Source organism: Sorangiineae bacterium MSr12523 (assembly GCA_037157775.1).
GTDB lineage: Bacteria > Myxococcota_A > Polyangia > Polyangiales > Polyangiaceae > Pendulispora > Pendulispora brunnea.
Genome location: CP089982.1, coordinates 6915584 through 6937713, shown reverse-complemented (window position 1 = coordinate 6937713; position 22130 = coordinate 6915584). Strand labels below are relative to the sequence as shown.

General features: G+C 62.8%; 16 protein-coding genes and 25 tRNA genes. 6 read left to right on the top strand and 35 right to left on the bottom strand.

The features are described from left to right. Positions 1-426: 426 nt before the first annotated feature. From LZC95_26780 to LZC95_26765, 4 genes are all read right to left on the bottom strand, one after another. Positions 427-1344, bottom strand: coding sequence for an NADP-dependent oxidoreductase (locus tag LZC95_26780; GenBank protein ID WXA90067.1), 918 nt, complete (start codon positions 1342-1344; stop codon positions 427-429). A gap of 69 nt (positions 1345-1413) precedes the next feature. Then, a complete protein-coding gene (locus LZC95_26775) occupies positions 1414-2136 on the bottom strand; it encodes an SDR family oxidoreductase (GenBank protein ID WXA90066.1) in 723 nt (240 codons plus the stop codon). 141 nt (positions 2137-2277) lie between these two features. After that, positions 2278-2823, bottom strand: coding sequence for a peroxidase-related enzyme (locus LZC95_26770; protein ID WXA90065.1), 546 nt, complete (start codon positions 2821-2823; stop codon positions 2278-2280). Positions 2824-2856: 33 nt separating this feature from the next. Further along, the gene (locus LZC95_26765) at positions 2857-3474 is read right to left on the bottom strand and encodes a nitroreductase family protein (protein WXB00229.1); all 618 of its coding nucleotides are present in this window, start codon (positions 3472-3474) and stop codon (positions 2857-2859) included. 118 nt (positions 3475-3592) lie between these two features. Between LZC95_26765 and LZC95_26760 the strand changes: the two genes are divergently transcribed. Next, on the top strand, positions 3593-4999 hold the full coding sequence (locus LZC95_26760; protein WXA90064.1) for a PLP-dependent aminotransferase family protein: 1407 nt from the start codon (positions 3593-3595) through the stop codon (positions 4997-4999). 111 nt (positions 5000-5110) lie between these two features. On the opposite strand, the gene LZC95_26755 is transcribed toward LZC95_26760, so the two are convergent. Then, positions 5111-6394, bottom strand: a complete 1284-nt coding sequence (locus LZC95_26755; protein ID WXA90063.1) for a S1 family peptidase — start codon at positions 6392-6394, stop codon at positions 5111-5113. Between the two features lie 660 nt (positions 6395-7054). Beyond that, a complete protein-coding gene (locus LZC95_26750; protein ID WXA90062.1) occupies positions 7055-8389 on the bottom strand; it encodes a PLP-dependent aminotransferase family protein in 1335 nt (444 codons plus the stop codon). 98 nt (positions 8390-8487) lie between these two features. Between LZC95_26750 and LZC95_26745 the strand changes: the two genes are divergently transcribed. Continuing rightward, positions 8488-9675, top strand: a complete 1188-nt coding sequence (locus tag LZC95_26745; protein WXA90061.1) for a PLP-dependent aspartate aminotransferase family protein — start codon at positions 8488-8490, stop codon at positions 9673-9675. Positions 9676-9841: 166 nt separating this feature from the next. Here the strand turns inward: LZC95_26745 and LZC95_26740 are convergent, their stop codons facing one another. After that, positions 9842-10156 carry a LysR family transcriptional regulator gene (locus tag LZC95_26740; GenBank protein ID WXA90060.1) on the bottom strand — a complete coding sequence of 105 codons (315 nt, stop codon included), beginning with the start codon at positions 10154-10156 and terminating at the stop codon, positions 9842-9844. A gap of 78 nt (positions 10157-10234) precedes the next feature. On the opposite strand from LZC95_26740, the gene LZC95_26735 reads away from it, so the two are divergent. Together LZC95_26735 and LZC95_26730 are read left to right on the top strand one after the other, a co-directional pair. Next, positions 10235-11188 carry a VOC family protein gene (locus LZC95_26735; protein ID WXA90059.1) on the top strand — a complete coding sequence of 318 codons (954 nt, stop codon included), beginning with the start codon at positions 10235-10237 and terminating at the stop codon, positions 11186-11188. Beyond that, the gene (locus tag LZC95_26730) at positions 11185-12153 is read left to right on the top strand and encodes a hypothetical protein (protein WXA90058.1); all 969 of its coding nucleotides are present in this window, start codon (positions 11185-11187) and stop codon (positions 12151-12153) included. Before LZC95_26735 ends, LZC95_26730 begins: the two co-directional genes overlap by 4 nt. Before the next feature lie 772 nt (positions 12154-12925). On the opposite strand, the gene LZC95_26725 is transcribed toward LZC95_26730, so the two are convergent. Next, positions 12926-13015, bottom strand: a tRNA-Ser gene (locus LZC95_26725). 1 nt (position 13016) lies between these two features. Next, positions 13017-13093, bottom strand: a tRNA-Pro gene (locus LZC95_26720). A gap of 672 nt (positions 13094-13765) precedes the next feature. Here LZC95_26720 and LZC95_26715 point away from each other — a divergent pair. Beyond that, positions 13766-14629 carry a hypothetical protein gene (locus tag LZC95_26715; protein ID WXA90057.1) on the top strand — a complete coding sequence of 288 codons (864 nt, stop codon included), beginning with the start codon at positions 13766-13768 and terminating at the stop codon, positions 14627-14629. A 52-nt stretch (positions 14630-14681) separates the two neighbouring features. On the opposite strand, the gene LZC95_26710 is transcribed toward LZC95_26715, so the two are convergent. The 25 genes from LZC95_26710 to LZC95_26590 all read right to left on the bottom strand — a co-directional run bounded on the left by LZC95_26710 (position 14682) and on the right by LZC95_26590 (position 20224). Next, positions 14682-14756: transfer RNA gene (locus LZC95_26710), tRNA-Leu, on the bottom strand. 1 nt (position 14757) lies between these two features. Continuing rightward, positions 14758-14833 (bottom strand) — tRNA-Val (locus LZC95_26705). Positions 14834-14837: 4 nt separating this feature from the next. Continuing rightward, a tRNA-Pro gene (locus LZC95_26700) sits at positions 14838-14915 on the bottom strand. 134 nt (positions 14916-15049) lie between these two features. Next, on the bottom strand, positions 15050-15589 hold the full coding sequence (locus tag LZC95_26695; protein ID WXA90056.1) for an HNH endonuclease: 540 nt from the start codon (positions 15587-15589) through the stop codon (positions 15050-15052). A gap of 78 nt (positions 15590-15667) precedes the next feature. Next, positions 15668-15753, bottom strand: a tRNA-Leu gene (locus tag LZC95_26690). Between the two features lies 1 nt (position 15754). Then, a tRNA-Leu gene (locus LZC95_26685) sits at positions 15755-15832 on the bottom strand. A gap of 1 nt (position 15833) precedes the next feature. After that, positions 15834-15909: transfer RNA gene (locus LZC95_26680), tRNA-Val, on the bottom strand. Positions 15910-15912: 3 nt separating this feature from the next. Further along, positions 15913-16023: transfer RNA gene (locus tag LZC95_26675), tRNA-Pro, on the bottom strand. An 87-nt stretch (positions 16024-16110) separates the two neighbouring features. After that, a tRNA-Gln gene (locus LZC95_26670) sits at positions 16111-16182 on the bottom strand. Positions 16183-16662: 480 nt separating this feature from the next. After that, positions 16663-17811 (bottom strand): IS110 family transposase, encoded by a 1149-nt coding sequence (locus LZC95_26665; GenBank protein ID WXA90055.1) that lies wholly within the window; start codon positions 17809-17811, stop codon positions 16663-16665. 299 nt (positions 17812-18110) lie between these two features. Next, positions 18111-18183 (bottom strand) — tRNA-Thr (locus tag LZC95_26660). A gap of 341 nt (positions 18184-18524) precedes the next feature. Next, positions 18525-18599, bottom strand: a tRNA-Arg gene (locus tag LZC95_26655). Between the two features lie 3 nt (positions 18600-18602). Next, positions 18603-18677, bottom strand: a tRNA-Glu gene (locus LZC95_26650). A gap of 9 nt (positions 18678-18686) precedes the next feature. After that, positions 18687-18758 (bottom strand) — tRNA-Arg (locus tag LZC95_26645). A gap of 84 nt (positions 18759-18842) precedes the next feature. After that, a tRNA-Gly gene (locus LZC95_26640) sits at positions 18843-18913 on the bottom strand. A gap of 31 nt (positions 18914-18944) precedes the next feature. Continuing rightward, a tRNA-Ala gene (locus tag LZC95_26635) sits at positions 18945-19018 on the bottom strand. 1 nt (position 19019) lies between these two features. Continuing rightward, a tRNA-OTHER gene (locus LZC95_26630) sits at positions 19020-19090 on the bottom strand. A gap of 153 nt (positions 19091-19243) precedes the next feature. Continuing rightward, a tRNA-Arg gene (locus LZC95_26625) sits at positions 19244-19350 on the bottom strand. Positions 19351-19355: 5 nt separating this feature from the next. After that, positions 19356-19427 (bottom strand) — tRNA-His (locus LZC95_26620). Between the two features lie 101 nt (positions 19428-19528). Beyond that, positions 19529-19601, bottom strand: a tRNA-Glu gene (locus tag LZC95_26615). Positions 19602-19624: 23 nt separating this feature from the next. Next, positions 19625-19696 (bottom strand) — tRNA-Thr (locus tag LZC95_26610). Between the two features lie 5 nt (positions 19697-19701). Further along, positions 19702-19773, bottom strand: a tRNA-Asn gene (locus tag LZC95_26605). Positions 19774-19970: 197 nt separating this feature from the next. Next, positions 19971-20045 (bottom strand) — tRNA-Gln (locus tag LZC95_26600). 4 nt (positions 20046-20049) lie between these two features. After that, positions 20050-20124 (bottom strand) — tRNA-Lys (locus LZC95_26595). Positions 20125-20152: 28 nt separating this feature from the next. Then, a tRNA-Lys gene (locus LZC95_26590) sits at positions 20153-20224 on the bottom strand. Between the two features lie 920 nt (positions 20225-21144). Between LZC95_26590 and LZC95_26585 the strand changes: the two genes are divergently transcribed. Beyond that, complete coding sequence (locus LZC95_26585; GenBank protein WXA90054.1) at positions 21145-21447, top strand: hypothetical protein; 303 nt, start codon at positions 21145-21147, stop codon at positions 21445-21447. Here the strand turns inward: LZC95_26585 and LZC95_26580 are convergent. Next, positions 21425-22057: an ATP-binding cassette domain-containing protein gene (locus tag LZC95_26580; GenBank protein WXB00228.1), complete on the bottom strand. Its 633-nt coding sequence runs from the start codon at positions 22055-22057 to the stop codon at positions 21425-21427. The two genes, LZC95_26585 and LZC95_26580, sit on opposite strands and share 23 nt — an antisense overlap. Positions 22058-22130: the final 73 nt, after the last annotated feature.

The following is a 22130-nucleotide window of genomic DNA, read 5'->3' as shown; positions in this document are numbered from 1 at the left end:
ATCTCGGAGCGTCCGGCGCTTGGAAAACCCGCTCGTTCTCCGTGCGGTCCGTCGCACCGCCTCCGACCAAGTCGACGGCGGAGCCTCGTCACACCGCAGAGCACAAGGCACGCACACGCGCGGCCTGACCCGCGGCGGCTTCTACAACCATTTCACGAGCAAGGACGAGCTCTACGCCGAGGCTGTGCGAAGCTTCACCACCTGCAATCCCTTCGCCCAGCGATATGCCGGCTCCGAGGCTCGCCTGCCATCACCCGAGCAACATGCACGTGCACTCGTCGATCTGTACCTCTCGGACGAAGCGCTGGGGGCTGCGCGCCACCTCCCGCGCCGAAGCTCTTGCTCTGTTGGGATCGCGCTAGAAACAAAGCTCCGCGCCGGCGCGAGTGGAGGTCGTCGGTCGATTCTGTCGCCCTCGCCGAGTACTCACGCGCGAACGCGGATGACCGTTTTCCCTGCGCGCCGCTTGGGCGCGTTGAAGGTGGCGATGGCCTCGTCGAGCGTCGAAATGGTGCCGATGTTCGTCCGCAGTCGTCCGTCCCGCACCCGCTGGACGATCTCCGTCAGTTGGGCACGATCCGACTCGACGACGAAGTCGATCGCCCGGCCGTTGTCGGGCCGCACCTCGGACGGTCCGACGACGGACACCAGGGTTCCGCCGGCTCGAATCAGGCGCGCGGACCGCTTGCCGATATCGCCGCCGATGACATCGAACACAAGATCGACGCTGCCAACGTCTTCCAGCGTATCACTATCGAGAGCGACATATTCCTGCGCGCCGAAGTCGAGCGCCGTCTGACGGTCGGCCGCGCGTCCAGTGCCAATGACGTAGGCGCCGGCCTCTCGCGCGAGCTGCGTCACCATCGAACCGACTGCGCCGGCCGCGCCGTGTGCGATGACGCTTTGCCCCGCCCGAAGGCGGCCGTGTTCGAACAATCCTTGGAACGCGGTGAGGCCCGAGATCGGCAGGCTCGCGCCCACCGTGAAGTCAACGTCGCCCGGCAGCGGTGCGAGGTTACGGGCCTCGATCGCCAGATATTCGGCCAGGGTGCCGTCGCGATGCCAATCCGCGAGACCGAACACCCTCTGTCCTACCGACAGTCCCGTTGTGCCGTAACCGAGAGCGGTGACCACTCCAGCCAGCTCGTGGCCGGGGATCGACGGTGTTCGGTCACGGTCATTGCGATCGGTCCAGCTCGAGGGCCACTCAAGCTCGGTTTGGACGAACCCCGACGCATGAATCCGAACGATAACGTCGTTTATCGCGGCCTGCGGCTCGGGTCGTTCGACCAGCTTCATCCCAGTCGTTCCTAATGCCTGCTCCGTTACAATGATTGCTTTCATGGGAAATCTCTTTGGTCGTCTGTGGAACTGTTGTTGCGTTGTTTTAGAGGATATCCATTCGGTTACATTTCAATGGCCAGCACTCTGCCCGCCATCGACGTGCAGGATTTCTCCAGTGACGAACGGCGCGGAATCGAGAAAAAGGATGGCATCGGCGATGTCACTTGTTTCGCCCATGCGTCCGACAGGGTTGAAAGCGCTCAGCGCTTCGTAATTTTCAGGTGCGTACATCGGCGTCTTTATGATCCCCGGAGCAACGGCGTTTACGCGAATACCCTTTTTCGCGTATTCGATGGCCAGTGACTTGGTGGCAGCGTTGATGCCGCCCTTCGTCATAGCCGCCAGGACCGTGTAGACTCCTTGGATTGCAGCCTGGTCGATGCTGGTCGTGACGCTCACCACGTGGCCACTCGAGCGCTTTTCCATCTCGGCGATCGCGCGTTGCGTGATGTGATAGAAGCCCGCCATGTTCACGCGCATCACGGCGGAGTAGTCTTCGGCGGTGTGTTCGGTGAAAGGCTTTCCAATGTAGATGCCCGCATTGTTCACCAACGTATCGATCTGGCCAAAGTGCGCGATGCCTTGGGAAATGACACGTAGAGCGGTCGCGGGGTCGCCGATGTCGCCGGCGATGCTCAGGATATTCTCGTCGTTCGAAGGCTTGATCGAACGTGAGGTTGCGACGATGCGGTAATCGAGGTTTCGGAAAGCCTTTACGATACGAGCGCCGATGCCTTGTGACGCGCCAGTGACGACGACGACCTTCTGTGACTTGCTCAATGTTTCACCCATGAAAATAGTGGGTCCACTTCGACGCCGATGGGCGGCACGTAAGAAACGCCCAGACGCTTTTCAAAGAATCTTCCCTGGGCGTGGCTAGGCTTTCACATCGCGGCCGCAAAGCTCAGAGATAGAGACACGACTGGAGAGAGGTCAGATTGCACCGGCAGGCGTGACGGCGGGAAAGTCTTTGTCGAGATCGAATACATTGTTGAAGAAATTCGTCAGGGAGTACATGGCCACTAGTGCGATGATCTCCATGATGTTCGCATCCGAGTACCCGACATCGCGAACGGCTTTCAGATCGGTGTCACGGATATGGCCGCGAGTCTCGATGACCTTACGCGCAAACTGGACGGCGGCGTCCCGCTTCGGATCGGCGGCATGGCCCTTCCGGGCGAGGATGATTTCATCGGCCGGCAGCTTGGCCATATGCTGCGCCGTAAAGCTATGAACCGTTAGGCAGTAGTTGCAGCCATTCACTTCGGAGACAGCGAGGCCGATGCTGTCGCGCGTCTTTACGTCGAGCGCCTTGCTCAGGGAGTCGAGAAGGGCGGCCCATGCGTTGAACGCGATCGGGCTCTGTGCGAAGGCCGCCATCATATTGGGGGTGAACCCGATGTTCTTGGTGAACGCATGGAGAGTCGGTTTCGAAGCAGCTGGCACCTGTTCCAGCTTGAGAGCAGTGGTTCGTGGCATCGTAACCTTCCTGGAGTTATTGCCTTATGACCGTTAAACGAAGTCCAGCACTTCGGCGAGGGGGCGACGCGGCTTCTGCGCCCAGTTGCCCGCCCGCTCCTTCCCGACACACAACAGCATGACCGGTAATTCGTCCTCGGCGAGTCCGAACTCGCGGTGCACTGCATCGGCATCGAAACCGATCATCGGCGTCGAACCCAGGCCCAGCGAGCGGGCTGCGTAGACTATCGTCGCTGCGCCGAAGGTGGCGGTGCGCACGGCCTCGTCGCGCCGGCGCTGCGGGAATGCCATGTACAGATCGCGTGCGGGGATTTCCCAATCTGCCACCATCGCCGGCGGCATGACGCCCAATTCAACCAGGGGCGCCAGGCGCGCTGGGATTACACTGGTCTCGACCAGTTGGCCGCAGACGATGAAGGTGACCGCTGCATCGGTGATCGCGGGTTGATTCCAGGCGATCGGACGCAGACGCGCCTTGGCTTCGCGCGTGCGCACGGCGATGAAGCGCCAGTTTTGCAAGTGGAAGGATGTCGGCGCGGTGGTGCCGATCCGCACCAACTCGCGGATTTCGTCGTCGCTCAAGGTGGCTGCAGGATCGTAGTACTTGGCGGCGGATCGACTCAGGATCGTTTCGATGACGGCATTGGTCATGGTGATCACGGACTCCTATGAGTTTCCTTCGAAGATTCTCTTTGCCCGCCAAACGATGGCGCCACCTTGGATCAAAGAAAAGTACCAAAAAGTAATCATTTCACTGTACCAATAAAGAATGGCGAAACGGTTTCAGCTGCGGCTCGATCGCTCGGGGAAGACGCCTTTGGCGCAGCAGATTTACAAGGGGATCGCGGCGGCGATCGACAGCGGCGTCCTCGTACCTGGGGCCCGTCTGCCCTCGTGGCGGGATCTTGCGGCCCAATTGGGCGTCGCGCGAGGGACCGTCCGCGTGGCGTACGAGAGGCTCTCGGATGCTCAGCTCATTGTCGCGTCGCGCTCGGCGGGGACGCATGTCGCGAAGCGACCTTCGACGAGCGCTGTGCGCGACGTTCCGAAGGAGTCCTCGCTCTTCGCGGATTTGTTCCCCGCCTTTTCGTCCGCGCCCGCGCTCTTCCAAGTGGGGGTCCCCGCGCCGGAGTGCTTCCCGGCCAAGCTCTTCGCGCGCATCCGCGCGCGCGCAGTCCGGACCGAGACCTGGTCGTCCGCGAGCTACCCCGATCCGCGCGGAGAGCCCGAGCTGCGGCGTGAGATCGCAGCCCACCTGATGCTCGCGCGCGGCGTTGCGTGCTCGCCTTCGCAGATCATCATCACGGGCGGGTTCGCCGGTGCGCTCGGCCTCGTGCTGCGGGCGCTCGCGCTCGAAGGGCGCACGGCCTGGATGGAGGATCCCTGTTTTCCGTTGAGCCGGCGAGGGCTCGAGCTCGGGGGATTGCAGCCCGTCCCGATCCCCGTCGACGACGACGGGATGGACGTGGAGTATGGTCTCGAGCACGCGCCCGATGCGGCGCTCGCGCTCGTGACGCCGGGGCAGCAGGCGCCGATCGGCTCCACGCTATCGCTCGCGCGGCGTCTGCGCTTGCTCGATTGGGCAGCGAAGACGGGCGCGTGGATCCTCGAAGACGATTACCTGAGCGAGCTGCAATTGCGAGGACGCGCGGCCCCCGCGCTCGCGTCCTTGGATCGCGACGGGCGGATCATCCACATGGGCTCGTTCAGCAAGACCATCAGTCCCACATTGCGTCTGGGCTTCATCGTCGCCCCTCCGTCCATGGCCGCGTCCTTCGCCGAGGTGGCGGCGTGCCTCGCCCCCGCCCCCGGTCCCGCGGTCCAACACGCAACCGCGGAGTTCATGCGCGAAGGGCATTACATGCGTCACCTGCGGCGAACGAAGCGCATATACTCCAAACAGCAGGACGCGTTACTGAGCTGCCTCGAAGGGCGCGTGTCCTCGGTCTCGCGCGCCGGGCTCTCGGTCCGCGTGCCGCTGCCCAAAGGGGCGCGTGACACCGAGATCGCCAAGCGCGCCTTGACCTACGGACTCGCCCCGACAGCGTTGTCTCCTTGGTACATGCGCCCTACGGCGCGGCGATCCGGCCTGCTATTGGGGGTCGCCACGGCGCCTCTCGAAAGGATCCCCGCGGCGTGCGACCGCCTCTACCGCGCCATCGATCTCCTTGCGTGATCGCCGCATACGTAAACGGCAGCGACAAAGAAGTGCTCTAACGCGTAGTACGCATTCCCAACGGGCTTGACACCTCGGTCTCCCACCGCGCCCTCGGCCGGTGACGAGTGCTTATTGCGTGAGAATGTACATGTTCGGAAAATCCCTGCGGACCGTAGCAAAGTCTTGGAAGATCAAATCCGTGTAACCATCGGTGCGACCGTCGCCTCTTCGAACGCCGCTGATGACACCCTGCGCGATCACCCGATCGGCTCCTTCGAGACGAAACACGGGGCCTCCGCTGTCCCCACCGCGCGACGCGGTGACATTGTTGAACAAGTGCGCGCGCACCAAATCGCTGTAGCACTCCCACTTTCCATACGTATCGACACCACACCGCTTATAGGTGAAGTCACCGCTGACATGATGATTGCAAATGGGCCCCGAGGTCGCGCCCGAGGTGCACAGCCACATGCCGGGGCGAGTGTCGGACCAGCCGGAGACTCGCTTGACGAACTCGTGTGACGGGGGACCATCCCACATATAGCCTGCAGACTGATTGACTCGAATCAGCAGAACGTCGTGATCCTTTTGTTCATTGGAACCAACACCGATCCGAGCTCCCGCACCGTTGTTCCATAGGCCGCCGGGGCGGCCGCAGTGGCCAGCCGTGAGCAAATACGAAAATCCTCCGAAATCTTTCATCGCAAAGCTGGATGTGCACTCCTCGTGGGTATCCACGTTGACGATGCGGGCGCCAGCGATATACGGCTGCGTGTCGGCCCCACGGCTCCTGGTGTCGAGCGGCCGGACTTCTCGGGAAACGGTCACTGCGATCCCGGCGGGTACGCCCAGATCGCCTGCAAGATCCACCTTGGACGCGGCCGCCAGGACCCGCGCTCCACCAGCTTCCGGCGATGCATCGGGATCGGCCAGGATCTTCAATCCGCTGCCGTTGTAGGCGACGTCGACTCCGTAGTATGGCCCGGAGCGGTGCGTATCGATGTAATTTGCAACCTTTTCGGCGGCGTCGCGCAGTTCCGCGCGGGAGTGCTCGGCGGCGCGGAGTTGAATGGGCGCGATCTTCCTAGCGGCTTCGATTCCTCGCAACACGGACTCGGGCGGGGTGCCCTTCCACCAGACCGCGACGTGGTCGTCTTCGAGCGCGAGGGTGGCATATCCATCAGGATTGGCCGTATCGATGCTTTGCTGGATGACGTTGGCCGCGCGGATCAACGGTTCTTGAGCCGCCATTTTTGCTCGCGACTCTGCGTCGATACCTTGCAGTGCGCTCGGTCCATCGGTTTCGGCCGTTTCGTTCGTCCCCGGCGATCCGCATCCTGAGAACATGCCGAGCCCGAGCGTGGCCAAACCGATATGCCACAAACGAATACCCATCGCGAGTCCGTTACCCATCGCGTCTTCTCCTTTTTCTGGATTGCGGCGTTCGTCGCCTGCGACCACCCAGAGATGTGAGAATGGGAGGTTGGGCGATATCGACCAATTTTCAAGGTCGTAAAGACACGTTTTACGGAGATACATGACTCGCTCGCCTGGTCGGTAAGCCTTGGACGCGTCGTCACCTTGCGCGCAGCGGACGCGCAGGCTTGATGAGATTCAATATCGTCGGCCTCTGACCTCCAGCCGTTCACCACCGATGCCTGCCAGCACGCCGAGAGCCAATCGGTCAATGCGGTGAGCAACTCGGATATGCGCGTATCGAGATTACGCGACCATGGTGTGCGTCTCGTCGAGCACGGCTCGCATCCTCATTAACTTCGCCATCACCGTACGCAGCCTGATCGACGTAAGCAGCCCGATCGATGCTCCGGTCGGCTCGTGCCGCCGTCGAGGTTGCCCGGAAGGCATCCGAAGCCCGCGGAGATCGTGGGCATTTGACGTGTTCGACCCGACGCGCTCACAAAACGACAGAACCCCCGGCGGGTCCTCGAACTGAGGAACCCAGCGGGGGGTTAGGCTAGCGAGGGTACGTCGGGGGCAACGATGTCCCGATACGTCCCTGGAGCGGCAGAAGCCCGATGGAGGACGCCAATCGCCAGCCTGATTGAAATCGAATCAATCGACTCCCGCTTCGTAATCGCTGGTCATCGCAAGCTGCGCCAGCTTGCGCAGCGCGCGGGCCACTGCATCGAGCGGCGGCGATGCCAAAGCAAGGCGCACGGCATTGGGCGCGTGCCCCGTGCCGACGGTGAAGGCACTGGCAGGGGTGATGGCAATGCCCAGGCGTGCGGCCGCGACGGCAAAGGTGTCGGCCCGCCATGGGGCCGGAAGCTCCATCCACAAGTGAAAGGCTCGCGGATCGCCCCGCACGGCGAGCCCCTGCAGAATCTCGCACGCGAGCACATGGCCGCGTGCAGCTTTCTTCCGCTTGGCCAGTGCAATGCGCGCCGCCGAGCCATCGGCCATCCAACGCAAGGCCGCGGCAAGTGGAAAGCCTTGGGCGAGCGATCCGGCGGACCGAATCGTGGTGGCGACTTTCTCCGCGAGCCTCTCCGGTGTAACGACGAAGCCGAGACCCAAACCGGGCGCAATTCTCTTCGATATGCTGTCGACGAGGATCGTGTGATCCGGGGCGACGAGCGCGAGCGGTTCCTCGTCGGCCAGAAAGGAATAGACCGCGTCCTCGATGGCAACGATTCCGGTCTTTTTCAGAACTGCTCCGAGCTCCGAGCGGCGCGCGGGGCTCATGGTGGTTCCGAGCGGGTTGTGCAGTGCCGGTTGCACGTAGATGGCCGAGAGCGGCCTCGCGCGATGTGCCCGCGCCACGGCATCGGGTCGCAATCCCTCGTCGTCGAGGGCGAGTGGAACCAGATGAACGCCGATGCGCGCGGCTATACCCCGCACCATGGGATAGGTAAGGGCCTCCACCCCCACGTACGCGCCGACCGGGGCTAGAGCCGACATGGCCGCGGCAATCGCCTGACGCCCGCTGCCCGTGAAGAGCACCTGCGCCGGTTCCGGCCGCCATCCACCCCGCGCGAGAAACTCCGCCGTCACCTCACGCGCACGAGGCGTGGCCGCCGCACCCACGGGACGGAGCGCATTCGCCAGCGCATCGTGCGTCGTGAGGGCGGAGAGCACCGGCGCCATGTCGGCCACCTGCTCGGGCAGGACGCAGTAATTCAGTTCGAGATCGACCGGGGCATCCGGCGGCTCCACCGACGTGGCGGCCAGAGCCTTGGCGACCGCACGAATGTACGTTCCACGACCCACCTCACCGACCGCCAACCCGCGCCGAATGAGCTCCGAGTAAACGCGGCTTGCCGTCGACGTGGCAATCCCTCGTCGATCGGCGAACTCGCGCTGGGGCGGCAGGCGATCGCCCGGGCGCAGGCGACCTTCGAGAATGTCTGCAGCAATCGCGTCGGCAATCGTTTGATAATTATCCACGGCGGATCTCGGGAGACATGGAGGGCGGGTGAAACGAAATTGCTCCGAGAGCAATGATAAAGTTGCACCGAGATTGCACGGAGAACATTATCTCCCATATGCACGCGCACCGCAATGGATTCTCGTTCACCACCCGCTTGCTCAACGCCGACGACGATGGCCTGGACGGGCTCAGCGTATCACCGTCCCTGCATCAATCCGTCAATTACGCCGCGCGTGACGATGCGCATTTGAGAGAAATGGCGGCCCCACTCGGAAATGAATATTACACCCGGCGGGGCAATCCCACCACGGCGCGGCTCGTCAACGTTATCGCCGATCTGGAGGGCGGAGAAGCCGGAATGATGTTCGCCTCGGGCATGGGGGCGATCACCACGACCCTCATGACGTTCCTTCGGGCGGGCGATCATGTCGTCGGGCAGCGCAGCCATTACATGGGCACGACCGAGCTCCTCGACGAAATTCTGCCGAGCTACGGCGTCGAGACCTCGCGGGTCGATCAAACGTCGGTCTCGGCGTTCGAGCAGGCCATCCGGCCCAACACCAAGCTGATTGTCCTCGAAACGCCGGTGAACCCCATGATGCACATCACCGATCTTCGTGCGGTGTGCGAGCTGGCGAAAGCGCGAGGTATTCTCACTTTCTGCGACAATACGTTCGCCACGCCCATCAATCAGCGGCCGATGGAACTCGGGGTCGATATCGTGATGCATAGTGCCACCAAGTACATTGGCGGGCACCACGACCTGCTCGCGGGGAGCGTCACCGCCTCACGTGAGCTGGTCGCGCGTATTTGGGATAGGAGCTTGGTGACCGGCGCCATCGCCGCGCCGTTCAATTCCTGGCTTGCGCTGCGGGGTATTCGAACGTTGGAACTACGCGTTCGCCAGCAGAACGCCAATGGGCTGGCAATAGCGCGCTTTCTGGAGTCGCATCCTGCCGTGCGCCGCGTCTTCTATCCCGGATTGACGTCCCATCCACAGCACGAACTCGCGTGCGCACAAATGTCCGGCTTCGGTGGATTGCTCACGTTCGACTTGAAGGGCGGTTCCGCAGCGGCAAGTGAATTCATAGCTGCCCTGCAGCTTGCATCGTATGCGACGAGCCTAGGCGGGGTCTCGTCCACGGTCATGCGGCCCGCGGTCCTGTTCGGCGACCGGCTGTCCCCGACCATTGTCGAAGAACAGGGTATTACGCCGGGTTTGATTCGGTTCGCCGCAGGAATCGAGAATACCGAGGACTTGGTGGCCGATGTGGGGCAGGCGTTGGATCGGCTGGGCAGGTGAGGGCATACACCCCGCAGGCGATTTGGCGAGAAGCTTTCGGGGCCCCAGCCGTAGCCAGCATACAGGCAACGAACACTTCGCCCTTCCGATGACCCACGGAGATGCGCGAGCGCACGAGGTGGGGTCAAACGCATATCCAAGAGCTCGGTAATAAAGCCTATGCACTTCATGTCGGTCGCGCTGCACTAGGAAGCACGCGAAGCTTGCCGCGCGGGGAGGCGCGGAGCTCGTCGGCCGTCCGATCCATGGCGTCGATTTCGGCGAGGACGCGCGCGCACCGCTCGTAGTAAAGGCGCCCGAACGAGGTGAGGCGCTGCGTGCGCGTGGTGCGTTGGAGAAGCTGCGCGCCGACCCGCTCCTCGAGCGCGCGTACGTGCCGGCCGACCATGGCGGGCGTCATTCCGAAATCGCGCGCGGCCGCAGCGAAGCTGCCGCGATCGACGGCGCATACGAAGAGCGACATGCCGGTGAGGCGGTCCATGATTTGATACTCATAGTATAGAATGACGATACAGGAACCGCGATTATCGCGTCGACGGCAGCGATCTATACCTTGGGTATGTCGGTTTTCGGTTGGAGTACCCTTCTTTCAGACGTTGTTCGATGCGTTGCGGTTGGTTCGGCCATCGCCACGCTGTGTGCCTGCTCGCACGGCGGCACCACGCCGCGGGGGAATGGCAACTTTCGCGGCGACCCCACGCCGAATCGTGGTCCACTTCGAGAATTGCGCGCCGCGCTCACGGTTGACGCGTACGATGAAGCCCTCGGTTTTTATCGAGACTCGCTCAAGTTGCCAGTCGATGAGATTTGGGACCGACCCGACGGACGCGGTGTCATTCTGGATACCGGCCATGCCACGCTGGAGATCCTGTCGAAGCAACGGGCTGAATTCATTGACCGACTCGAGGTCGGAAAAAGGGCGGCGGGAGCTGTCCGTCTCGGATTTGAAGTGGGCGATGCGACTCAAGTCTCGACGGCGTTCTTGGCCGGGGGCGGAGAACGGCTTGCCGGTCCAGTGACGTCGCCTTCAGGGCTCAATACGTTCCGGATGCGCGCTCCCGATGGGATGCAATACTCCCTGTTCACGAGCGTCGGTGCGAAATCCACCAAGGGGCCAGTTCGTGCGATGCGCTTTTCGCTGACGGTGGACCGTTATGACGAGGCGTTGCGATTCTATCGCGACGCCTTCGGCTTACCGATCTTGCAGCAATGGGATGATCCAGCGGGAGGTGGAACACTTTTCGACGCGGGCAATGCCACTCTGGAGTTGCTTTCGAAACCGATGGCGGAGTCCGTCGATCGTGTCGAGGTCGGACGGCGGGTAGCCGGTCCCGTGCGTGTGGCGGTCTGGGTCGACGACTCCGATGCCGTTGGCAAGGAGCTGACCAAGGCCGGCGCCGAATGGCTCGGGGGGCCTGTGGCGACGCCGTGGCTGCACAAGAACGTGCGCGTTCGGGCCCCGGACGGAATGCAGTTCACGCTATTTTCACTCTTGCCAGGTGCGCCGAGATGACGAGATGCACCGTGCTCGCGAGCTCCTGGTTGCTGGCAATGACCGCCGCCTGCGCCAAGTCCCCGTCCCACGATAGGGCTGGATTCGTGCTTCCGGGAGCCGATTTCTTCCCCGAGGGGATCACGACGACCCGGGACGGTTCCTTTTTCGTCGGCAGCGTACGAACTGGAGCCATTCTTCGGCGAGGACCGGGCAGCCGTCAATTCGACGTCTTCGTGTCCGGTGGCGATCCGGCGGTCCGGCAAGTGCAAACGGCCGAAGGTTTGCTCGTGGACGAGGCGAGCGGGGTACTTTGGGTCTGCGACGGAGGTGCGCCTCCATCCCATCCTTCCGCCGTCTTGGGGCTGTCCCTTCAAGATGGTCACACCGTGGTCCGACATCCATTTCCGGAGCGAGAAGCGTTCTGCAACGATCTGACGATGGACGACGAAGGCGCCTTGTACGCGAGTGATTCCTTCGCGCCGCGAATTCTACGCGTCGCCGCGTTGGACAAACTCGTAAACGCGAAAGCCGTTGTCTGGGCAACGGATCGCAGATGGGAGGTGATGCCCGGCGAGTATGGCCTTAATGGCCTCGCCTACCTCCAGGGAAATGTCTACGCGGTTCATACACAGCACAACGAGCTTTTTCGAATCCCGCTTACGCCACAGGGGACGGCTGGAGAGTCCGTCGCTGTTTCTCTCGACCGCCCCCTTACTCGTCCTGATGGCATCGAGATCGCAGCCGACGGGAGCCTTCTCATTGTCGAGAGTGGCGCAAATCGACTCGTGCGAGCCGAGCTACAAGGCGATCGCGGGGCGATTTCGGTACTTGCGACGGGGTTCGAAGGTCCGACCACGTTCGCCCTTTTCGCCGATAGCGCTTGGGTGGTCGAGGGACAGCTCGACCATCTCGCCGACCAGAAGCCAAGATTGCCATTTCGTATCGTGCGCCAGGTGCTCGATGGGGCCCTCGTGTCGCCTTGAAGCCGTTCGCCCTTGGCGAAGACGCTGGCGCGCCATCCAGGGCCAAATGGCTCATCGTTGATTTCTTCCCGTGCAGCTCGCATGGGGGAGGCCTCGAGAAAGCGCGTGCTGTAACGGCGGTTCAAGATCAGCGGAACCACGCCTTCGAGCTCGAAGTCCGAGTGATCTCCGAAAAACTCGCCGCTCGCCACATCGACGGGGTGTCCCACCGAAACACGGCCAGCTTCCCGATGGTCTCCTTACGGCGCGGAGTTTACATCGCCGGCGATCCCCGGTGGGTGCATTCTGGTTCGTTGGGCAAGTTACCGCGGGCCGCGGGCGTCGATGCCTCCGGCTTTCGTCCACTCGGAACGAGTCGTTTCTGATCACGCGCGCGATGCCCCCCGCGTTCGAGGGTGCCCGGAAGACGCAACGCCGCCCGATTGGCGATGTCACTATCCTGCTCTCCCCCGGCGGCGCGCTCACTGGGTCGCCGGCCAAGAAACTTGGCGCCAATCACAGCGGAAGTCGGATGACTCGAACACCATGCCCCGAAGAGCACGCACCGGGTAGCGGCCGGGCTCGCGACCATTCGCGATTCGACTTCCATGGCGGAAAGCAGAGGAGTCGCACCCCACGCCGCTCATCGCAGCGCGCACCGTATTCGAAACGGGCTCGATCCTTGATCGATTTGCCTTCCATGTAGCGGAGAGGCGTGGGGTCGAACCACGCACGCTGGCGCGTGCCATCGGTTTTCAAGACCGCGTCGAGCGCTGGCTCGATTGACTCTCCGTGGCGGAAGGGAAAGGACTCGAACCTCACGCCGCGAGTGCGGCGCGCATCGCTTTCCAAGCGAGCTTCGTCCCCGACGAATTCCCCTTCCGTGGTCTGGGCAGCAGGACTTGAACCTGCACCTCCTCGGTTCCGGACCGAGCGCTCTAGCCAATTGAGCTACACCCAGATGATGTCCGCGCGCCGGAAGTTGAGCCGAAGGCCCACGGAGGCCGAAGGCCGGAGTGCACCCGGAGCGGGACCCTTATAAGACGCCCTGGCCTGACGAGACCACGCGCGGATCGATGAGCGCGGCGACGAGGTCATCGCGCTGGTGGGCCATCTGCGAATCGAACGCAGTGCAGACTCCTTATCAGAGAGTCCAGGGTGACCAACCCGTCATGGCCCGCGGTGCCGACGGCCGATTCGAACGGACACTGCGCGGGATTCAAATTAGCCTCTCCATCGTCTCCGTGCGGACCTGAAGCCATCGAACTGTGCCGGCGTTACGCGCGGATCCTCGGCGGTACATTGGAGATCGATTGCGCCTCGTCGACCAGGAAGACCAGGAAGACCAGGCCGGGTAATGTTGCTGTGCGAAGGGGCGGTCGCGGCAACCAGACTTCGACCGCCTCGTGAAACGGATTGATTCACATCAGCAGATGTCGCCCGACAGCAACAGTGAGAACGCGGAGATCGCACCAATTTCGAGCTCGATGGCGTGGTGCGCCTCTTATACGCGCCTTACGCGTCCGACGAATGCCGAGCGCGCCGTGGACAATTGCCTCTACTGTCAATACCATCGTAAAGAATGCGACCGGTGGGTCCGCGCACGATGCGGTTGAGGGCTTGTTGGATCACCATGCTGGCGTTTCTGATCGCCTGTCGCGGGCCGGCAGCGCAGGTTCGTGCGCTGCCTCCTCACGACACGCGCGTCATTGCGCCTTCGGTGTCCAAGGTTCTCGCGTTACCAGCGCGCGGTGAGATGACGCGCGCTGTACTCGGCGACGGCACACCAGTCTGGCTCGTGCACCATGTAAACGATGCCGTCACGATCGTCGTGCCCTTCGCGCCTCTATCCCGCGGGAAAGGCGGCGGGCCCTTCGCGCCTCTATCCTGCGGGGAAGGCGCGGCCATGGTCGTCGTGCCGTGGGACGCAGAAACGAAGCAATTCGCGGGCACATTTCGCTGGGATGCCTTCGGCCACGTCCTTGGCAATTCCGGCTGGGACGCATGCATGGGCCCATGCCCTCCCATCGCGTCGCTGCCGACACGCGCGCGCGACCTCGACACGTTCGTCGCGCGGCGCCTCGAGGGTGATCCCAATCATGTCGAAGTTGGCGATCGCGTGGCCGGTGTCACGCGCGACATCCCCCAGGAACCCATTTGGCCACCTCGCCCTCACCGTAGCGGCGATCCCTCGCGCTGGCCCGAGACGCGACAGATTTCGGTCGCCGCGGCCCTCGCGCAACCCGAGGGGACGATGGTCGTTGTCGATGGAGACATCGTGTTGCGCGACGGCGATGCGCCACGCATTTGCCCATCGTCGCGAGGCCACAAGCCCTGCCCACCGGATTCACCCCGCGTCTACGATTGCGACGGCGAACCCGAGCGCTCCGTGCATGGTGTCGAGACACGCTTCGGTCCGGTCTACACGCGGCGGTTCCGCGATGGTTTCGTTCAGGCCACCGCGAGGGGAGGGTTCGGGAGCGCTTTGCTGGAGTGATCTAAATTTAAATCCGCTGCCTCCTTCCGATTGGGCCACGTCGGCGCGGTAGTGCGAACGGCGGGATTCGAACCCGCACTGTCCTGAGCTTGAAGCAGGTGCCTCCTGCCAATTAGGCTACGTTCGCGTGGTACGGGGCGAGAGGATCGAACTCTCCTTCGCCTGCTTGTAAGGCAGGAGCTCTCACCAGAAAGCGAGCCCCGCAAAGTGGTCAGCGCGGTGCGATTCGAACGCACGGTCCTCGGCTCCCCGAGCCGATGTTTTTGCCAGGCTAAACTACGCGCTGAAATGGCCCTGTTTTGCGTCTGGGCCCAGAGCTCGCGCACGCGGCGCGTGAGAACGGCGCGTGCGGCGCGCTCCAAGACGTCGGGTGCAGCTTTGCGCGCGCGAACGTCGCCCGCGTCCCTTCGGGCGGCGTCGTCACGCTACGTCCGCACGGTGCTCGGCGGCGGCGAGGGGATAGTAGTTCCTCCACATCGAAGGAACCTCCCTGCCGGTGTCGAGCACGGGCACGAACGGCAGCGAAGAAGGCTTGAACGGCTTCCGCAGAAGCATCATCCCCGCCTCCTCCGGCAAGCGGCCCCCCTTTCGGTCATTGCAGGCGTAGCACGAGGTGACGATGTTCTCCCAGACGGTCTTGCCGCCGCGGACGCGTGGCACGACGTGGTCGTAGTTGAGGGCGTCCATGGCCTTGCGCACGCCGCAGTATTGGCAGCGAAACCCGTCGCGCGTGAAGACGTTCACGCGCGAGAAGCGGACCTTGTACTTCTTCGACACGGTGCCCTTGGTGAGGCGGACGACGGCCGGCGTGCGAATGGTAATCGATGGCGCGGCAATGGGCTCGTCGTACTCTTCCAGCACCTCGACCTTGCCGAGGAAGAAGAGCGCGACGGCGCGCCGCCAGGAGATCACACGGTGCGGGGTCATCCAGGGGGTCAGCATAAGGGTTCGTGTCGACATTGGCCTTTACCTCTTTCGTCTCTTGCGGATTCGCATGGCACTTCTCCTCGTGCGCTTGAGTGAGCGCGGGTCAAAAATTGGTGTCACCGGGGGGAATCGAACCCCCACGCGCCGAAGCGCACAGGTTCTCAGCCTGCCATGTATACCTATTCCATCACGGTGACATGGTACCGACGGTCCGATTCGAACGGACACTGCACGCGTTCTAAGCGCGTTGCCTCCTGCCGATTGGGCTACGTCGGCATGGTGCGGGGTGCGAGGATCGAACTCGCCGCCTCCTGCTTGTCGAGCAGGCGCGATCCCCAGATCGCCTTCCCCGCACATGGTCTGAGTGGCAGGAATCGAGCCGAAGGCCCACGGAGGCCGAAGGCCGGAGTGCACCTGCAACCACGCGGTCCCAAACCGCGTGCTCTTCCTGATTGAGCTACACCCAGATGATGATCCGGCCCTCGAGCACGACGCTGCCGGCGCGTTCGTGGACCCCCATGGACGAGCGCAGCATCGGCGCTGCGCTCGTCCGGTTCCGGAGGAAGGATTCGAACCTTCATCACGCGATTCAAAGTCGCGGGTCCTTGCCATTGGACGACCCCGGATCGTCGTCGCTGCGGGCGGAATCGAACCGTCTCGGCCGAGCTTATGAAGCTCGCCTTCCTCCAAGGATCGCAGCGGCTGCGGAGGCATAGCGCCTCGGAGCGGTGACTCTGTACCGGCGGTTTATGCAAGGCGATTTTCTTCTTCTTCGGATTTTTCTTCGTCGTCCGGGAGGAGGTGTTTTGGCGAAGCATGGAGCTCTCCTGTGGCTCGAGACGAGCCCGCTGCGTTTTGAAAAAGATGGGCCGCCAGACGTGCGTTTCGAGTTTGCCGTCAATTGACTCTTCGCGTTCACCGGGCAGCGATGGTCGCGGGTAGCCCCGGGACGCAGTATGGGATTCGTAGGGCGGAGCGAGACGCAATTTACGGGGCGAGCTCTCGACCTTGGCGTTACCTCGGTCGTGCTCACACCGCTCTCCCCGCGTTCATCGTCCTCCAATGGGTTCTCAAAACGTCGCGCGCTCTGCGGCGCATCGGGTGGGTCACGTCATGGTGACCTCCGAAGTCTTACGGCGAGTGTATCGCCGCTGAAGTTTCTTGGTCGCGCGCCGGAGCGCAACGGTGCGCTGAGTTTCATCGCTTCCACGCATGCTCTTTTTCTGGAAAGTCCCCTTTGTGGCCGTATTCGGGTCGTAGAAAGCCCCATCACGACACATCGCCCAGAGCACACCAGCAAGACGTCGGGCCACGGCGACAGCCGCGATCGATCTTCCTTTTTTCTTGGCGATGTTCATTCCCCAAAGACGAATGGGGTCCCCGGCATGCTTGCGCGTGCGCAGTAGGCTGTGGGCTGCTTGCACGAGCATGGCTCGCGCGTGAGGGTTTCCCTGTTTGGTGATGCCTCCGAGACGACGCTTGCTCGGTCCTCCCGTGGTCGATTCGGACGGAACGAGTCCGAGATAGGCGCTCACCGCATGGGCATTCTTGAAACGGTGGGCATCGTCCATGACGGACATGAACGTGGCCCCGACGATGAGCCCTACACCGGGGGCTGTGGCGCAAAGACGTATCCGAGGATCTCGCCCTGCCAAGTTCTGCAACTTCTCTTCCACTCTCACGAGCTGCTCGTCGAGTACTTTCAGCATGGCGGCTAACGGCGCAACAAGCTTCTGCAAGCCAGGATTCATCTCGGTTGCTTCCAAGTGCGTCACGAAGTTGCTGATATCGCACGTAGCAACACGTTTCCCATGTGCACGCGCGAGGCCGCGGATCGTGGTCACGTAACCCGCGCGGGTCTCAACCAGCGCTTGTCGGACACTCAACTGCTCGCGAAGCTCTCGACCTTCCACCGATAGGACGTGGGCTTCGGGAATGCGCCCCTGTTCGACCGCGATGGCGAGGTGCTCGGCATCGAGCGCATCGTTCTTGCGTTTGTGGTGTCCTATCCCGATCGTCTTGAGTCGCGTGGTGTCGACGATCTTCGGCTCGTGTCCCCAGGTTCGGAGGAGATCATGGACGAACCAAGCCTCTCGCGCTGCCTCGAAGGCGACAATGGCCGGAAGCGTCCCGGGCCCCAATCGACCCTTGAGCTGTTCGATCTGTTGCACGCTCGTCCGCTCCACGACTTTCCCATCGCACACCTCGCAATAAGCGATGTGGCGCGCTCCTAAATCCAGGCCTACGCTACGCATGATCGACCTCCCTTGGGCCCCCACTTCTCTTTGTGGCTCTGACCACGCGGGGGTGCCGATAGCTTCGGCGATCGGCGGGAGGTCGATCGTTTTTCTTCGCGAGGAAAGCCGGACGGCGCGCCCGCTGCGGCTGAGACCTTCCATCGATCTCGGCGTTGCAGTGGGCGTGACGTCCGGCGGCGGCGACGCGTCAGGTTTTACTGCCGCCGGTTCATCCAATCTGCTGGGAATCGCACCCAGATCTCGAGGCTGGCGACCTCGCGTTCTCCTCTTGAACCATCACCGCAGAATCGAGCGAGAGCCGTCCGAGGGGATTGCACCCTCCTTCTCCTCATTACCAATGAGGTGCCCCGCTATCTGGGCCTCGACGGCAAAGGCGGCGACAACGAGAGCGGCGACTTTTTTCCGATGTCCTGCTGTTGGACGACGCCAGCCCAAGTGCCGGCGGCAGGAGTTGCACCTGCATCCTCGGAGTAACCATGTAGTCGTCGCAGCATTCGCCGCGGTGGGCAGCCTGGGAATCGAACCCAGATGGCCTCTAGGAGACGCGTGGGCTACAACCACGCCCGGAGCCACGCCGGTCTGACTGCCCGTGAGACCGTCCACCCAGCGCTCGAGCACGTGCACGGGGGACGAGGCGTCCCCGCGTGGAGTCGAACCACGCCATCGAGCTTCGGAGGCTCGAGTCGGCAATCCGGCCGAACGAGGACAGATGGCCTCCCCGCCAGGAATCGAACCTGGGCAACCGGTTTCGTAGACCGGTGCTCGGAATCCACCGAGACGAGGAGAGATGGTGTTCCCAGCGGGAATTGAACCCGCATTTCCGGATTGAGAGCCCGGCTTCCTGACCGTTAGACGATGGGAACGTGGACGAGCACCCCACCCGGGAGTCGAACCCGGATGCGATCGTTTAGAAGACGATGGTCCTTCCGTTGGACGAGTGGGGCGTGGAGAGCCGAGAGGGAGTCGCGCCCTCGCGCGCCGGGTTGCAGCCGGCGATCCTCGCTCGAGGATCGGCTCGAAAGAAACAGAGCGGACAGTGGGAATCGAACCCGCATCGGCAGCTTGGAAGGCTGCGGTCCTACCGTTGAACGATGTCCGCGATCCCCTGGCGCGCTGCGCGCGCATCAGGGTGGTGGAGCTGGCGAGATTCGAACTCGCGTTGCCCGGGTGCAAACCGGGAGTTCTCCCATTGAACTACAACCCCGCAGGTCGGGACGGAATCGAACCGCCTCTCCGAGATTTGGAATCTCGGCTGGCCACCTTGGCTCTCCGACCTAAGAACGGCGACAAGTTCGTGAAGAGGGTTCATTCTTGCCAGATGTACTCCTCACGGCATTCGCCGAGCGCCCCGTACGGGAGTCGAACCCGTCTCACTCCGTAGACAGCGGAGCTGCGACGCCGGTCGCATCACGAGGCAAAGAATCGATCGCGTCCCCGGCAGGAATCGAGCCGAAGGCCCACGGAGGCCGAAGGCCGGAGTGCACTTGCGTCACGCCGGCTTAGGAGACCGGGGCCTATCCGCTCGGCCACGAGGACATCGGGGTGACGTACGGGAATCGAACCCGCCTCCGCTGCTTCACAGGCAGCCCTCGTCGCCAGACGAGTAACGTCACCATGAGCGCGTGTGCGCGCGCGGTGGGCTGTCGTGGAGTCGCACCACGTTCTGCCGATTTTCAATCGGCCGCTATCACTCGACCAGCTCACAGCCCGTGAGCACCCTCGGTGGGATTCGAACCCGACATTCTCCGGTTGAAGGCCGGAGCTCCTGACCTTTAGACGACGAGGGCATAGGACCCGCTTGCGCGGGCGGAGCCCTCGTCCGGAATCGAACCGGACCCTCCCGAGTACGAAACGGGTGCTCGGCCGATCGAGCTGCGAGGGCATGGGCTCCAGCGGAAGGAATCGAACCTTCACGTGTCCGGTTAACAGCCGGGTGCGCTGCCATTACGCTACGCTGGAATGATCGCGACGCCGCAGGCCGGTAACATCGGCGTGGCCTTCGACCATGCCGACGACCACCAGCGCGGCGGAGTCGCGTTTGATTGGCGCCAAGTTTTCAAGGAACAGTGCCCTCGCGGGCGCACGTCACCCTTCGCCGCGCTCGAGCCGAACGCGGATCTCCTGCGACGAAGGAAAGCCCTCGCTGTCGAAAGCTTTGGTTTCGGGCGCAGGATTCGAACCTGCGTTTCCGCGTTCAGAGCGCGGCGTCCTGCCAGCTAGACGATCCCGAATCGATGGTGGGCCCGGAGGGATTCGAACCCTCGCTTCACCGGGTAAGAGCCGGGTGCGCTCCCATTACGCTACGGACCCATGCTCGCCGTCGCATGTGACGGCGAAGTGGGACGCAAGGGAGTCGAACCCTCATCTCTCGGCTTAAAAGACCGGCGCCCTACCGTTGAGCGAACGTCCCTCGGATTTTCTGCTGCCGCTTGCGTTTCATCTCGTCTCCATTCTCCAAATGCGTTGAAGGCCACCGAGGATCGTTCCTCGGCGGCCTCATGGCTGCGCGCAGAACGTCCTGACTCCAGCTACCGATCGAGCTTCTCCCGACGCTGCACGGGCCCGCAAACTGGGCGCACGTCTCCCGTCATCTTCACGCGAGCGAAGGACGGATTTGTCGGTTGAAAGCGTCGATGTATCGATTGATTCATGAACAACTATCGCGTTTGATTTCGCGTTTGTTCTCCTCGAACGTTATGGTTTTGGACACGGGCAGGGGCCCGCTCTTTCTGCTGGAACTGGATCGGCACACCGCCGCAACACGCCCCGACGGCCACCGCGACGGTGGTCTCGAAAGACATGCTCGGAGCCTTCAGCCCGGCGTTCACGCCCGCCCCCGCGAGCGGTACAAACGCCGAAGGCCGCCTGGGTTTCCCTAGGCGGCCTTCCGAGAGTGCGCTGATACGACTCTGGAAATTCCGCCTAGGGATCGACCTCCGGGTTCGCAAACAGGATCGCGGCGCAATCCTGGAGGAGACCGATCTGGCTATTTTTGCCTTCGAGTGGCCGCACAATGCGATAGGCGCACCCCTGCCACGTCGCCTTGGGCGACAAGCTGGCAGATGATTGATGGGGGCGTCGGGTCATCATGGCGGTTCGAAGGGCGGCCGGTTGGCTGAGCTTTCTTCCTCGGTGTGGAAGGATAGACGCGGCGAGCGCGGCTACCATTCAGATCTTTGGTTCTTATGAGGCTCTTTCCGGGGCAGGTCAAGAATAAATCTGATCATCAATCAAAAAAGATTCTGGGATGCGCTTCCGTACGCACGAAGTGTCAATCGCCCTTCCGCGGGGCGCACGCAACGGAAGCAGGTCGTTCCCACCTCTCCCACATTGCCCATTTGCATCGAGATCCCGGAGCTCCCGGACGCGCTTTCCATCACGCTACCTGGTGGCGTGACGATGCAGCAGGTCGACTTGATGCAGGCGATCCAGCCCGCGTTGACGCCCTTGGCGCCCCTGTTCGATATCGTCGACGCCGTCGTCGCCGTGTTCAATTGCGTGAAGGCAGTCCCGGACGCCCTCGGCCCTCCGCTCGATCCGACCGTGTTGGCCGCATGCATCCCCGAGCTTGCGGGCAAAGTCGGCAAGCTCCTGAAGCTCATTCGTTCTTTTACGGATGTGCGATCACCATGAGCGTGGGTGCCCGCGTCCGGGCGCATTCGAGCGCCTGCGTTTGTGTCTCGGGATCCAACGAGGCAAAGCTCTCGTCAAGGATCACGAGTTCTGCCCCCTGAAGGAGCGCGCGCGCCAGGTACACACGACTACGCTCTCCGTGCGAGAGCTGCCATCCGGTTTCGCCGACCCGCTGCATCAGGCCTCCCGGCATGCGGTCCAGCAGAGGACCAAGACCGAGCTCTCGGCAAATTGTCTCCGCCTCGCGGAGGTCTTCCTTGCGAGGTGGCCACTGGCGGCACATGAGGATGTTGAAGGCAAGCGTATTCGAGAGAATGTGATTCTCATGAAACTGCGGCGCAGATGCAATGCGTTTGCGCCATGCTTCGGTGCCAATCGATGCGGGGTCGAGTCCTTGCAACAACAGCAAACCCGAGTGCGGGCTTCGGAGCCCCGACATCAGAGTTCCTAGCGTTGACTTTCCACTGCCCGACGGGCCTTCGACCAAAATGCGGTCGCGGTTTCGGATGCGCAGTGTAACGCCGTGCAAGACGTCATTTCCTGATTCCCTATATCGGAAGGACAGGTTGCGGACGTCGAGCAGCGTGCTGGCGGGGGTAGGGGAGGACACCTTGGCCGCGTCGGACACCGTCGCACGTGGCGCTGGGATACGCGATTCGGGGCGCGCCGCGGCGCGAAAGAGC